Source organism: Nitrosomonas limosa (assembly GCF_054188085.1).
In genome coordinates, this window is sequence record NZ_CM135180.1 from 836,330 (window position 1) to 850,384 (window position 14,055).

General features: G+C 43.7%; 15 protein-coding genes and 1 tRNA gene. 4 read left to right on the top strand and 12 right to left on the bottom strand.

Features of this window, described 5'->3' with window-relative positions:
* The first annotated feature begins 31 nt into the window (after positions 1–31).
* Genes clsB through smbP form a run of 4 tightly spaced genes read left to right on the top strand, consistent with a single transcriptional unit; the run spans position 32 to position 3,468 of the window.
* Positions 32–1,204, top strand: a complete 1,173-nt coding sequence (gene clsB, locus ACV7NC_RS03785) for a cardiolipin synthase ClsB (RefSeq protein WP_458154128.1) — start codon at positions 32–34, stop codon at positions 1,202–1,204.
* A gap of 54 nt (positions 1,205–1,258) precedes the next feature.
* Positions 1,259–2,299, top strand: coding sequence for an L-threonylcarbamoyladenylate synthase (locus tag ACV7NC_RS03790; protein WP_458154129.1), 1,041 nt, complete (start codon positions 1,259–1,261; stop codon positions 2,297–2,299).
* Between the two features lie 3 nt (positions 2,300–2,302).
* Positions 2,303–3,079, top strand: a complete 777-nt coding sequence (locus ACV7NC_RS03795) for an HAD family hydrolase (protein ID WP_458154130.1) — start codon at positions 2,303–2,305, stop codon at positions 3,077–3,079.
* Positions 3,080–3,111: 32 nt separating this feature from the next.
* Complete coding sequence (gene smbP / locus ACV7NC_RS03800) at positions 3,112–3,468, top strand: small metal-binding protein SmbP (RefSeq protein WP_458154131.1); 357 nt, start codon at positions 3,112–3,114, stop codon at positions 3,466–3,468.
* Positions 3,469–3,619: 151 nt separating this feature from the next.
* Here smbP and ACV7NC_RS03805 read toward each other — a convergent pair whose 3' ends face one another.
* The 12 genes from ACV7NC_RS03805 to thrS all read right to left on the bottom strand — a co-directional run bounded on the left by ACV7NC_RS03805 (position 3,620) and on the right by thrS (position 13,977).
* Positions 3,620–4,678, bottom strand: a complete 1,059-nt coding sequence (locus ACV7NC_RS03805) for a peptidoglycan DD-metalloendopeptidase family protein (RefSeq protein ID WP_458154132.1) — start codon at positions 4,676–4,678, stop codon at positions 3,620–3,622.
* A gap of 32 nt (positions 4,679–4,710) precedes the next feature.
* A complete protein-coding gene (locus ACV7NC_RS03810) occupies positions 4,711–5,373 on the bottom strand; it encodes a protein-L-isoaspartate(D-aspartate) O-methyltransferase (RefSeq protein WP_458154133.1) in 663 nt (220 codons plus the stop codon).
* A gap of 41 nt (positions 5,374–5,414) precedes the next feature.
* Positions 5,415–6,158, bottom strand: a complete 744-nt coding sequence (gene surE, locus ACV7NC_RS03815) for a 5'/3'-nucleotidase SurE (RefSeq protein ID WP_458154134.1) — start codon at positions 6,156–6,158, stop codon at positions 5,415–5,417.
* A 91-nt stretch (positions 6,159–6,249) separates the two neighbouring features.
* Positions 6,250–6,326: transfer RNA gene (locus ACV7NC_RS03820), tRNA-Pro, on the bottom strand.
* Between the two features lie 72 nt (positions 6,327–6,398).
* Positions 6,399–6,779, bottom strand: coding sequence for a MerR family transcriptional regulator (locus ACV7NC_RS03825; RefSeq protein WP_458154136.1), 381 nt, complete (start codon positions 6,777–6,779; stop codon positions 6,399–6,401).
* Positions 6,757–7,065 carry an integration host factor subunit alpha gene (locus ACV7NC_RS03830; protein ID WP_458154137.1) on the bottom strand — a complete coding sequence of 103 codons (309 nt, stop codon included), beginning with the start codon at positions 7,063–7,065 and terminating at the stop codon, positions 6,757–6,759. The genes ACV7NC_RS03825 and ACV7NC_RS03830 overlap by 23 nt, the downstream gene beginning before the upstream one ends.
* A 173-nt stretch (positions 7,066–7,238) precedes the next feature.
* Positions 7,239–9,611, bottom strand: a complete 2,373-nt coding sequence (gene pheT, locus ACV7NC_RS03835) for a phenylalanine--tRNA ligase subunit beta (protein ID WP_458154138.1) — start codon at positions 9,609–9,611, stop codon at positions 7,239–7,241.
* Between the two features lie 41 nt (positions 9,612–9,652).
* Positions 9,653–10,672, bottom strand: coding sequence for a phenylalanine--tRNA ligase subunit alpha (gene pheS, locus ACV7NC_RS03840; protein ID WP_458154139.1), 1,020 nt, complete (start codon positions 10,670–10,672; stop codon positions 9,653–9,655).
* Positions 10,673–10,780: 108 nt separating this feature from the next.
* The gene (gene rplT, locus ACV7NC_RS03845) at positions 10,781–11,140 is read right to left on the bottom strand and encodes a 50S ribosomal protein L20 (protein WP_458154140.1); all 360 of its coding nucleotides are present in this window, start codon (positions 11,138–11,140) and stop codon (positions 10,781–10,783) included.
* A 12-nt stretch (positions 11,141–11,152) separates the two neighbouring features.
* Complete coding sequence (rpmI, locus tag ACV7NC_RS03850) at positions 11,153–11,350, bottom strand: 50S ribosomal protein L35 (protein WP_458154141.1); 198 nt, start codon at positions 11,348–11,350, stop codon at positions 11,153–11,155.
* 113 nt (positions 11,351–11,463) lie between these two features.
* Positions 11,464–12,018 (bottom strand): translation initiation factor IF-3, encoded by a 555-nt coding sequence (gene infC, locus ACV7NC_RS03855; protein WP_458154142.1) that lies wholly within the window; start codon positions 12,016–12,018, stop codon positions 11,464–11,466.
* Positions 12,019–12,069: 51 nt separating this feature from the next.
* Positions 12,070–13,977: a threonine--tRNA ligase gene (gene thrS, locus ACV7NC_RS03860; protein ID WP_458154143.1), complete on the bottom strand. Its 1,908-nt coding sequence runs from the start codon at positions 13,975–13,977 to the stop codon at positions 12,070–12,072.
* Positions 13,978–14,055: the final 78 nt, after the last annotated feature.

The window sequence follows — 14,055 nt, forward strand, 5'->3', positions numbered from 1 at the left end:
ATCACGAACCGCTAACAACTACCAGCAGTCAATGTCAAAGTTTCATTATGTTGAAGGCAATCAGATCTCGTTACTGCATAACGGTGAGGAGTACTTTCCAGTACTCGAAGCCGCTATCGAAGCAGCTCAATTTGAAATACATATCGAGACGTATATTTTTGAATTGGATGTAACTGGTATCCGAATAGCCGCCGCGATGAAACGCGCCGTGCAGCGCGGCGTTGCCGTTCACCTGCTTCTGGATGGATTCGGTTCGCAAAATTTATCCAGAGAAGCCATTGACAGTATGTTGCAAGCAGGCATCAAGATCCTGATTTTCAGACCGGAATTTCTTTTTGCGAGACCTGGTCGCTATCGTTTGCGGCGAATGCATCGGAAATTGGCAATGATCGACGCTCGCACCGCATTCGTCGGCGGAATTAATATCATTGATGACGAAGACAATCCGGAGCATCTGACACCCCGTTTCGACTATGCAGTTGCTATCACGGGACCGCTACTCTTACAAATACATCGTGCAATTAAACACTTATGGATGCTGGTTGCTTGGGCTCATTTGAAAAAACGCTGGGTTACACCCCATGTAGTAAAACCAATGAACATTCACTGTGGAAATCATAAAGCAGCTTTTGTAATTCGTGATAATTGGCGCCACCGTCATGATATTGAGCATGCCTACCTGGAAGCCATCAATCAGGCAAAAACTGAAATTATCATCGCCAATGCTTATTTTCTGCCAGGAAGAAAATTCAGCAATGCTTTAAAGAGTGCAGTGAAACGAGGGGTGAGTGTTGAACTGTTATTACAAGGAAAAATTGAATACCGCTTGCAATATCATGCAACTCAGGCGCTTTACGAAAATTTATTGAAATCGGGAATAAAAATTTATGAATATAATCGCAGCTATTTACATGCCAAGGTCGCTGTGATCGATCAATTTTGGGTCACCGTGGGTTCTTCCAACATTGATCCGTTTAGCTTGCTGTTAGCGCGAGAAGCCAATGTGCTTATTGAAAACCACGACATCGCATCGGAATTAAGAGCCAGTTTAAAAACCGCGATATCGCAGGAATCTGTTGCAGTAACGCCGGCAGACAATAAATTTTTCTCCTGGCGCAACTATCTGATTAATTGGCTATGTTTTTATTTTGTCCGCACCATGCAAGGCGTGCTTGGCTACGACTGGTATGATAATCAGCAATAAATGATCAGTGTAACGTATGCCTTTAACTTCGACTGATGAACGAGAAATATTGATATGTATCCGCTTCAGGATCTAAAACAATCCAATCAATTTCCCGATCAGCCGGAACAAATTGCCGCTGCTGCCCGAATCATTCGTGAAGGCGGCACCGTCGCATTTCCCACCGAAACCGTGTACGGTCTCGGTGCGGATACCACCAATCCCGCAGCCATTCGTAAGATTTACGAAATCAAGCAACGTCCCTGCGATCACCCATTGATCGTGCATATTGCATCAGTCTCAGATCTTGCTCATTGGGCAGAAACGGTACCGGCAACTGCCTACGATTTGGCCAATCATTTCTGGCCGGGCCCATTAACCCTCATTTTACAACGTAGCCACCGCATTTCTGATTGTATTACAGGTGGACAAAACACCGTAGGGTTACGGGTACCAGCGCATCCAACCGCATTAGCTTTGCTGGAAGCACTCGGACCTGAAAAAGCATTGGCTGCGCCGTCAGCCAATCGATTTGGACGTATCAGCCCGACTTCCGCGATGCATGTCCACCAGGAGCTGGGAAGCAGTGTCGATATGATTCTCGATGGCGGTAACTGCGAAGTTGGTCTGGAGAGCACGATCGTCAGCTTTCATGCACAAGAGCCATTAATTTTGCGGCCAGGAAAAATTACACCTGCCGAGCTTGAGAATGTACTTGGAAGATCAATTGCTGTCTCCACTCGCAGCACTATCCGTTCATCCGGGTCATTACCCTCACACTACGCCCCTTCAACCCCGCTAGGATTATTCCCGGCAACAGAGCTATGGCAAAAAGCAATCGCACTATCCGCTCAAAATTTCCGGGTATTGGTACTCACGTGGTCAGATACCGGAAGACCGCAAGCCGCGAATCGCTCAATCGAACAATTCGGTATGCCTGCGGATCCCATTCAATATGGTAAACAACTGTATGCAACGTTACACCGATTCGATCAGGCATCGTTTGATTATTTCCTGGTTGAAACACCCCCCAATCATGTTCAATGGCTTGCAATTTCCGACCGGCTGCAGCGGGCAAGCTTTCATTTTACTGACGATCAAGGAGAGAAACTTTAACCGATGAATACAACTAAAAAACTTCAAGCCGTGCTTTTTGACGTGGACGGCACACTCGCCGATACCGAACAAGATGGCCATCGCATCGCATTTAACGCTGCATTTGAGCAATTTGAACTCGATTGGAATTGGGATATCCGTCTTTATGGAGAATTATTGCAGGTTACCGGCGGTAAAGAACGAATTCGTCACTATATCGAACGGTACGCGCCGACTTTTCTCGATAAAAAAGATTTAGGTGAGTGGATCGCAAGTTTGCACAAAACCAAAACCAAGTACTTCGAATCTCTAATGGAAGCAGGAAGTATTCCGCTACGACCTGGTGTAGCAAGATTAATTCAGGAATTGCGGCATGAACAAGTAAAACTGGCCATTGCAACGACGACTACAATGGAAAATGTCACCGCCTTGCTTAAGTCGACTTTAGGAGAAGAATCAATCGACTGGTTCGATATCATTGGTGCGGGCGACATTGTGCCCTTAAAAAAACCGGCACCGGATATTTATCAGTGGGTACTTGAGCAGTTGAATTTACCTGCGCACCAATGCATCGCGATAGAAGATTCCGAGAATGGATTGAAATCCGCATTAGCCGCGGATCTTCCCACACTCATTACAGTCAGTGGTTATACCCATTCGCAAAACTTCGAAGGGGCAATGGCGGTCGTATCAGACTTGGGAGAACCGACTCAGCCATTCAAACTAATCGCTGGCAACAATCTAGATAGCGGATGGGTTGATTACCAAGCTCTCAATGAATTGGTTTCTCATGCGGCGTAACGCTTTTGATAGCAGAATTGAGGAGAATTAGAATGAAAATTATTGAATTGATGTTGTTAATATGGATTAGCATGCCTGCAGTCGCTAATGAGCCTGATGCAACGACTATAGAAATCACTTCAACAATAACCGAAGCGATTGACCAAGCCGAAACTGCTCAAATACACGGTAAGGCAGGTCACACCAGCACACTGCTGGAGTATGCGCAAGAAAGTCTTACGCATGCACAAGCTGCGGAAAAGAAACTGACAAATAAATCACCCCATTTGGATGAATCCATCAAACACCTTAACGCAGCGATTGAAAACGCCAAACGAGATCAACCGAAAACCGCAACTCGACACATGGAAAAAGCGATAGAACACATGCGTCTTTCAATCAGGAAATAAAAAGGGACAGTTATGGGGAAACATTATCGGTAACGCAGATTGTTCAATTTTTTTAGAGCAACGCTGATAATTGCCTGTGCAAGGAATATGTCTTGTTCCTAGATCTCTTTCTTTCGCTTTGCAGCTGTCTTGCACAGAGATCAGCATTTCCTTAGGATTGATTGGGTAAGTACTCCAGCGGATCAACAGGCTTCCCGTTCTTGCGAATTTCAAAATGCAACTGTATCGTATCCGTATCGGTATTGCCCATTTCGGCGATCTTCTGACCTTTAACGACTGCTTCGCCTTCTTTAACCAATAGCTTGCTATTGTGAGCGTAGGCACTCAGGTAGGTGTTATCGTGTTTAATAATGATTAAATTCCCGTAACCACGTAGCCCATGGCCGCTATAAACCACTTCGCCGGCTGCCGAAGCGAGAATCGGCTGTCCTGCTTGCCCCGATATTTTTACACCTTTAGAATTTTTTGAAAAAGACGCCAGCAGCTTTCCGCTTGTCGGCCATATCCAATCAGCTACCGAAGCATCTGTTGCCTTGTCGGAATTCAACGGTTCCGGAGATGGTGGCGCCACCTCGATTTTTGCATTGTTCTCAGGTGTCACTGCAGCTGCAGCGGGAGATGGCGCTATTACCGGTGGATTATTGCCAGGATACTGAAGCCGAGCCACATTTTGTTCTGAATACGGTAATTTAAACGCTTTAGGACTTGTTTTTATCTTTTGAGTGCCCGCAACATCCGCGCGGACATCGTCATGCGGCGTCACTACAGGCTCAGCTGCGACTGCCGCCGGTTCTATAGTCGTTGTAACTGGTTGTTGAGGAAGTGCAAACAATACCGGTTGAGCCCCCTTTTCAGGCATCGATAGCCGGATTTTCTGGCCGGGCTGCAACGATCTTGGATCAACGATTTCGTTCCATTCCACTAATTTCTTAAAATCAATGCCATGCTTAAGGGCAATGCCATACAATGTATCCCCTCGTTGCACGGTGTATATCTGACCATCCATGGCAGCCGGTTCAGTGGGTCTTAACGGCCCCGATGCATTAATCTTTTCACGATCAACAACTGGGACCGGGGGCTGGGTGGTACTACATCCAACCAGAATCAAGCCCGTAAAAAATAGTAGATACCGCAATAGCATTTGCTTACCTAACGAAGAAACAAATCTGAGAGGGCAATGATAAATATCGAAACTGTTTGGTTTTTTCATGACATTTGTCTCATTCTAATATTCCTGCACCACTATTTTTTAATGACCCCGGCTAACAGAGGTACAAAATTAACTTCTTCGAGCACAGTTTCGGTAAAACCTTGCGAATTCCGTTCAATAACACAGAGATTCTGCTTCTGTGTTCCTTTTGGAAAAACCATTCGACCGCCGATCTCCAGTTGATCCAGCAATGATGCGGGTACATGCGTGGTAACCGCTGTCATGATGATACCATCGAATGGCCCTGCTTCAGCCAGCCCTAATAACCCATCGGCATGTTTTAGATAAATATTCCGGATCTGCAGTTCCTGCAAACGAATACGCGTTCGAGTCAGAAGCGGGCCAATCCGCTCGATTGAATAAACCTTCTGCGCAATTTGCGCAAGTACCGCAGTTTGGTAACCGCACCCTGTACCAATTTCTAATACTTTTCCTAAATTGGAATTTGCTCTTAGCAACTCGGTCATTCGAGCGACAATCCAGGGACTGGAAATGGTTTGTCCATAATTAATCGGTAAGGCAACGTCTTCATAAGCCCTGCTTGCCAGAGCTTCTTCAACAAAAATATGACGCGGGATCGTGCCCATCACAGACAACACCACTTCATCAGCAATACCTTGTGCACGCAGCCGCTCAATCATGCGCATGCGTGTACGCTGAGAGGTCATACCAATTCCAGAATGACGAACATTCACCTATCAGCACCTATAAAATATTTCCCTAACATAACAAGCGCTTAATTATTGATCCATCTTGTTAGCAGACTGATTTGATCATAATGAGTAAGGTCGATTTGCAACGGGGTTATCGAAACCCGGTTGTGCTGAACTGCATAAAAATCAGTGCCTTCTCCGGCATCTTGTGCAGGACCTGCCGCTCCAACCCAATATAGAATCTCTCCACGAGGATTTTGTGACTTAATTACTGGTTCCGCTTTATGACGCCGCCCCAGCCTTGTAATCTCAATGCCCTGAAGATGATGGTATTCGATATCAGGTACATTGATATTCAATAACACCGGGCTTCGTATTTCATTCTCGCTAAAGCGTTTTACCATATCAGCCGCAACGCGTGCAGCTGTCATATAGTTTCCATTCGATGAGCTCACCAAAGATACTGCCAGCGAAGGAATTCCTAGCAAAAAGCCCTCTGTCGCGGCAGCAACTGTTCCGGAATAAATCGTGTCGTCTCCCATGTTAGCGCCATGATTTACCCCGGATACAATCATATCCGGCATCACTTCCAGCATCCCTGTCACTGCCAGGTGGACACAATCGGTTGGGGTACCGTTGACATAAAAAAAACCATTGTGGGATTTGTGAAGACTGAGTGGGCGATCCAGAGTCAAGGAATTGCTTGAGCCGCTGCGATCTCTTTCGGGTGCCACGACAATGATCTCAGCAATTTTTGAGAGTAACTCCGCAAGACAGGCTAAGCCAGGTGCAAAATAACCGTCATCGTTACTGAGCAATATGCGCATCTTAGAAATTTATAATTGCAACCAGATAATCAAACGGAATATTCCAACTTATCAAGTTAAGTACAAAACAGATTGGCAAAAGTATCACAAATGGTCGGGGCGAGAGGATTCGAACCTCCGACCACTTGCACCCCATGCAAGTACGCTACCAGACTGCGCTACGCCCCGAATGGAGGATTATAACAAACAAACAGCTTAGACCATAAAAACGCAGGCTAAGACATCGGCTAACACCGGCAGCTATGAGCGTAATTGCGACACTATGTTATTGATCTCCTGCCTGATATGGCCCAAGTTTGAAACTGGAAATAAAGAAGCATCCATATTTCCATTGCTCAATACAGATTTACTTTCGTTTTGTTCCAAGTGATTCCTCGCACCATTGATGGTAAAACCCTGTTCATACAGCAATTCTCTGATGCGATGAATTAACAATACTTCTTGTTGTTGATAATAACGGCGATTGCCTCTTCGTTTGACGGGCCTCAACTGCGTAAATTCTTGCTCCCAATAGCGTAATACATGAGGTTTTACACCACATAAAGTACCTACTTCACCAATCGTAAAATAGCGTTTGGTGGGAATTGGAAGCAATGTATTAATTATTTTTTTGTTTTCCATGATAATTTTTCTCAACTAATGCTTTTAACTTCTGACTGGCATGAAAAGTCACAACTCTTCGTGCCGTAATCGGTATTTCTTCGCCGGTTTTCGGGTTTCTGCCAGGGCGCTGCGGCTTAGCTCGTAATTGAAAATTGCCGAAGCCAGAAAGTTTTACTCCTTCTCCACTTTGCAAGGCGGCACGCACTTCTTCATAAAATGATTCAACCATATCTTTAGCTTCGCGTTTGTTCAACCCGACATTTTCAAACAACATATCCGCTAACTCAGCTTTTGTTAATGCCATATTTCACTCCCTATAGTTCTTTATTATTCGCTTATAACATCAGCATTTAGATTTCTTACACATTTGTGTAACCAAAATGATCAATGACTCCGTATCTTGAGAGAGGTTCACCGGTTCTCTCAAATTCAAACGCAAACTCAATGACCTAAATATTATTCATTATTTGGCGTCAATCAATTCCTTAAGGTTGCGCCATACTTACTTTTCAAAATTTCAATTAACTGGGCTATCGCCGAATCTGCTTCCGCATCAGTTAATGTTTTCTCAGTATCTTGTAACAACACACGGAATGCAAGACTTTTTTTGGCATCGTCCATGTCTTTTCCACGGTAAATATCAAATACCGAAATATCAGTAACAATTGCTGATTTTTCCGCATGCATGCTATCGAGAAGCGTCTGGACATTGATATCATAATCCACCACAACGGCCACATCTCGCCGGACAGGTGGAAATTTAGAAACTTCAGTGACCGCTGGTATCGATCTAGGTAGCAAACTATTCAAGTCGATTTCAAACAGAATCGCATTTTTCTGCAAACCATATTTCTTCTGCCAATGCGGATGTAACTCACCGAGCCAGCCTACTGGCTGAGCACCGATCATGATTTGAGCCGATTTCCCTGGATGCAATGCGGGATGAGAAAACTTACTGAAATGCACGTCTTTCCCTTTACAAAGCACCTCAACATCGGCTTTAACATCATAAAAGTCGACAGATTTTGCCGGCATTCCCCATTGTTCTGTAACAACATCGCCATAACTGATTCCCGCAAGCTTCTCAAGTTGAGAGTAATTGTTTTGTTCCGTTCTGTCGAAACAACAACCAATCTCAAACAAACGCACCCTGGTTTGTTTCCGATTCAAATTGAATTGCAAATTAGAAATCAATCCACCGATCAACGTACTTCGCATGACGTTCATTTGACTCGCAATCGGATTCTTTAATGCGACAGGATGATTGTTACCAGCTAATTCTCTTTCCCAAATTTCATCCACAAAAGCGTAATTAACAACCTCGTGATAATCGCGAGCGGTTAACAATCGCTTTATCTCGATAGTCGTAAGCGTTTTCTCGGAAGCAGGCAGCATCGCCATATTGGCATGCGGATTAAAACTTGGAATACGATCGTACCCATAGATACGCGCCAATTCTTCAATAAAATCTTCTTCTATTGTCAAATCAAAACGATAACTAGGTGGCGTCACAACAAAAATACTTTCTTTCTCGATATATTTAAAGCCTAACCGCTCAAAGAAATCCGCAACCTGCTGCTTATCTATATCAATACCCAATACTTTTTTGATACGATCAATGCGAACACTGACGGTTCCCCGCTGCGGCAATGCGTGCTTAACTTCTGTGATTGGACCCGCGCGACCGCCACAAATGGATTGTATGAGATAAGTGGCGCGTTCCAACGCAGCCTTGGTTGCTGAAAAATCAACCCCGCGTTCAAACCGATACGCGGAATCCGAACTAAATCCAAGAACAAATGATTTGCCGCTAATCACACTCGGACTAAAAAAAGCGCTTTCTAGAAAAATATCAGACGTGCCTTGCATCACACCACTATCCCCCCCCCCCATAATACCTGCCAGCGCCAACGGCTTGTTATTATCCGCAATAATCAGCATTTCAGGATTCAAGTCAATCTGATTACCATTAAGCAGTTGTACTTTCTCGTGTGAGCGGGCGAATCGTACTTGAATAGTATTTGATATCTTAGCAAGATCAAAAGCGTGCATGGGCTGTCCGGTTTCCAACAAAACGTAGTTGGTTATATCTACAACAACATTAATCAACCGTATGCCGCTTCGTTCCAATCTTTGAGCCATCCACAACGGCGTGGCTACGTCGAGACTTATTCCTCGCACGACTCGTCCGCAATACAACGGGCAGGCATCAGATGCTTCCACTTGCACTGTTAAAGTATCTTCAATTTCAGTGTCTACACGGCCCCGCTCTAATTCGCTCAAGTTTAGTTTCGTATTGGTAATCGCAGCAACTTCCCGCGCCACACCCATCACACCTAGGCAATCAGCACGGTTGGGAGTTAGTTTTAATTCAAATATATGATCGTCAAGCCCGTAATAATCCCTGAAATTAATACCTACCGGCGCATCATCAGGGAGCAAGAGTAGGCCTTCAGCGGCATCACTGATTCCCAATTCCTTCGCGGAGCACAGCATACCGAAAGAATCTATTCCACGTAATTTTGTTTGTTTGATGCTAAAACCCGGCAGAATTGCACCTTCCAACGCACAAGGAACTTTAACCCCGACAGCTACATTAGGCGCACCACATACAATTTGCAAAGAATCTTCAGCGGCATTACCAGTCTGGACACGGCAAACTTTAAGGCGGTCTGCAGTCGGGTGTTTCTCGACCGAGAGAACTTCGGCGACCACGACGCTACTAAATGCTGCTGCAACAGGTTCAATGCTTTCAATTTCAATCCCTGCCATCGTGAGGGCATGAGCCAATTCGGCACTGCTATACGGCGGGTTTACAAAACTGCGCAACCAGTTTTCAGAAAATTTCATAAGACTTTTCGATTAAATATCAATATTGGATTTAAAATCAGTTAATCAAACTGTTTCAGAAAACGTAAATCGTTTTCAAAAAACAGTCTTAAATCATTGACGCCGTATCTGAGCATTGTTAAGCGCTCGACACCCATCCCGAATGCAAATCCAATATATTGTTCACTATCAATCCCAACATGTTTTAATACGTTCGGATGTACCATACCGCAACCAAGCACCTCCAGCCATCCGGTATGACTACAGACACGACAGCCTTTTCCATTGCATATGACACAGCCGATATCCATTTCAGCTGATGGTTCGGTAAACGGAAAAAAGGATGGTCTGAATCTTACGGGTAAATCTTCTTGTTCGAAAAAATGCGCCATAAAATCAGCCAAAACTCCTTTTAAAGACGAGAAATTTGCATTTTCATCAATCCATAAACCTTCCACTTGATGAAACATCGGAGTATGCGTGACATCGGAATCACATCGATACACTCTTCCTGGTGCAATAACCTTAATTGGCGGCTTGTTGTTCTGCATATAGTGAATCTGTACTGGAGAAGTATGGGTACGCAATAAATCACCATTCTCGATGTAGAACGTGTCGTGCATAGCTCTTGCAGGATGATTCTCAGGAATATTGAGCGCTGTAAAATTGTAAAAATCAGTTTCTATTTCTGGACCTGAGGCAACATCAAATCCAATCGAATGAAACAATGTCTCAATTCGCAATAATGTCTGTGTAACAGGGTGCAAACTGCCAACGCCGCTTCCTCTTCCTGGCAAAGTAACATCCAAAGCTTCTTCGGTAAGCTTTGCTTCCAGCGCTTTGGCTTGAATTGCCTCACGTCTCAATTTAAGCGTAGTTTCTAACCGATTCTTGGCTTCGTTGATTAAACTCCCCATCATAGGGCGCTGTTCTGCCGGTATTTTACCCAGACCTTTTAGTAAGTCGGTCAAGATGCCGCTCTTGCCCAGATAACGCGCTTTGACATTCTCCAGCTCAACCGCGTCTTCAATACTATTCATCAAATTTGATGCTTCTGTGATTATTTCTTCGAGATTATCCATAGCAATCCGGTATAAGGAGCAATTGCACAGAGTTTCATTCTGCTCCACAATAAAAAGGGAGGCTCAGGTTTTACCCGGCCTCCCAAGTTCAATATAATTTCAGATCACTTAAGCAGCCAGACTGGCTTTTGCTTGCTGCACAATTTTCTCAAATGCGCTTTTGTCAAATACTGCCAAATCTGCGAGAACTTTTCTATCAACTTCAATACTCGCTTTTTTCAGACCATTCATAAACACACTGTAGGAAAGTCCAAATTCTCGGGCAGCAGCATTGATCCGCGCGATCCAAAGCGCCCGGAATTGCCTTTTCCGTTGTCGGCGATCCCGATAGGCATACTGACCCGCTTTCATGACCGCTTGCTTTGCTATCCGGTATACATTTTTACGTCGGCCGCGATAACCTTTGGCCAAATCCAAAATTTTCTTATGGCGCGCATGCGCTGTAACACCACGTTTAACTCTAGGCATGATCGCTCCTTGTTATGCGTAAGGCATCATTGCGCGGATTGAAGCATCATTCGTTGCATGCACAGGTGCTATTCCACGCAGTTGGCGTTTGTTTTTGGTTGTTTTCTTTGTCAATATATGACGCTTAAAAGCTTGCGCGCGTTTAATACTCCCGTTAGCTCTAAACTTGAAGCGCTTTGCTGCGCCACTTTTGGTTTTCATTTTAGGCATACATTCTCCTCATTTAACATGATTATAGGTGTTTCATTATTGAAAACTTTCCAAACCTAAAAATCACTTATTATTAAAAAAATTTACAACAGATTTAGCAACAAAAAGCGGAATTATGAAATGCTGGGTGAATCATTTACAATGGATTTCGGTTTATCAGTCCGTGCATCTTTGCGTTTCGGTGACAATACCATAACCATTTGCCGGCCTTCCATTTTAGGGAATTGTTCGACTACAGCGAAAGATTCCAAATCTTGCTTAACTCTTTCTAAAAGACGCATCCCAAACTCCTGATGCGCCATTTCCCGTCCCCGAAAACGCAAAGTCACTTTAACTTTATCACCATCATTTAGAAAGTTTATTAAATTTCTTAATTTGATGTTGTAATCACCTTCGTCAGTATTCGGTCTAAATTTTATTTCTTTAATCTGTACCTGTTTCTGCTTTATTTTTGCATCGTGCTTTTTTTTACTTTCTTGATAGCGAAACTTGCCATAATCCATCAAGCGACAAACAGGAGGTTGTGCAGTTGGTGCAATTTCAACAAGATCCACCCCCGCTTCTTCCGCCATTGCATTCGCAACGGCAAGCTTAACAATACCAACTTGTTCCCCGTCGACTCCAATTAACCGTACTTCGGGCACATCAATCTCTTCATTGATGCGCACTGATTTTTCCTGAACTATGGCAAATTCTCCAAGATAATTCTGTTAAACAATTCAGCTCTTTAATGAAATTTCTTTCTTAAGTTGCTCAAGCAATGAATCAACAGTCATTTGACCCAAATTCTCCCCTCCTCGGTTTCGAACGGAGATTAAATTTGCTTGAACTTCTTCATCCCCTACAATAATTTGATAAGGAAGTTTCTGTAAGCTATGCTCGCGGATTTTATAGGTTATCTTCTCATTTCTCAAGTCTAAGCTTGCACGAATACCATGTTGTCTCAAATGTTCAGCGACTTTTTCAGCAAAATCCATTTGTGAACGAGAAATATTCATTACAACCACCTGTTCCGGCGATAACCATAATGGAAGCGCTCCAGCATAATTCTCAATTAAAATACCAATGAATCTTTCCATGGAACCGAGTATGGCTCTATGCAGCATAACAGGTATTCTGCGCGAATTATCTTCGGCAACATATTCTGCCCCTAACCGATCCGGCATCGAAAAATCAAGTTGAAGTGTTCCACATTGCCACACTCGTCCAATACAATCCTTGAGCGAGAACTCAATTTTGGGACCATAAAAAGCGCCTTCACCCGGCTGCAATTCCCAATCAAGCTTTGCTTCAGCTAATGCAGCTTTGAGTGCGGATTCTGATTTGTCCCACTGATCGTCTGAACCAACTCTCTTAAGTGGCCGGGTTGACAGTTTGACCATAATATCTCGAAAGCCAAAATCTGCATAAACAGTTTTCAATAAATCAATAAACCGAACTACTTCTTCTTGAATTTGATCTTCGGTGCAAAAAATATGTGCATCATCTTGTGTAAATGCTCTGACTCGCATAATCCCATGCAATGCGCCAGAAGCTTCATTTCGATGACAGGAGCCAAATTCTGATAATCGAATCGGGAGTTCCCGGTAGCTTCGCAAACCTTGATTAAAAACTTGCACGTGACCAGGGCAATTCATTGGTTTAATAGCAAAATCCCGCTCATCCGAGTTCGTTGTAAACATATTTTCACGGAAATTTTCCCAATGTCCGGATTTAACCCAGAGTTCTTTATCCAAGATCTGTGGGGTACGAATCTCCTGATAGCCATTCTGGTTCAGGATATTTCTCATATACTGCTCAATCTGTTGCCATAAAATCCAACCTTTAGGATGCCAAAATACCATCCCAGGCGCTTCATCTTGCGTATGAAACAAATCGAGCAATTTTCCGATTCTCCGGTGATCTCTTTTCTCGGCTTCTTCAAGCCGGTGCAGATAATCCTTTTGATCTTCTTTATTGGTCCATGCAGTTCCGTAAATACGCTGCAACATTTCGTTGCGTGAATCACCGCGCCAATATGCGCCAGCAACTTTCATCAGTTTAAAAATTTTAACTTTAGAAGTCGCTGGAACATGCGGTCCGCGGCAGAGATCCGTGAAATCACCTTGCGAATAGAGAGATAACTGCTCGTTTCCGGGAATTGATTCAATGATTTGCGCTTTATAATGTTCGCCCTGCTGTTTAAAGAAATTAATGGCTTCGGTACGCTCCATTATTTTTCTTTCAATCTTTAAATCGCGTTTGCTGATTTCCGACATCCGTTTCTCAATTGCCGCAAGATCGTCGGGAGTGAATGGCCGCTTATATGAGAAATCATAATAAAAACCATCATCAATGACCGGACCTATAGTTACTTGCGCTTCAGGAAATAACTCTTTCACTGCATGCGCAAGTAAATGCGCACAAGAATGGCGGATGATTTCGATTCCTTCAGGATCTTTTTCTGTAATTATCGCAAGTTCGCAATTTCCATTAATTCGACTGGAAACATCAACCAATTTCCCATCAACTTTTGCGGCAATTGCTGCTCTGGCGAGCCCTGTGCCTATTGATGTTGCCACATCCATTATGGTTACGGGCTCTTCATAAGTACGTTCTGATCCATCAGGTAAACGAACAACAGTCACGGCTAATCCTTCCAATACATTTACAAAAATTATTTAACAGTTCTATATCAGATGCATTTTTATCAAAAAAGCTTGTTC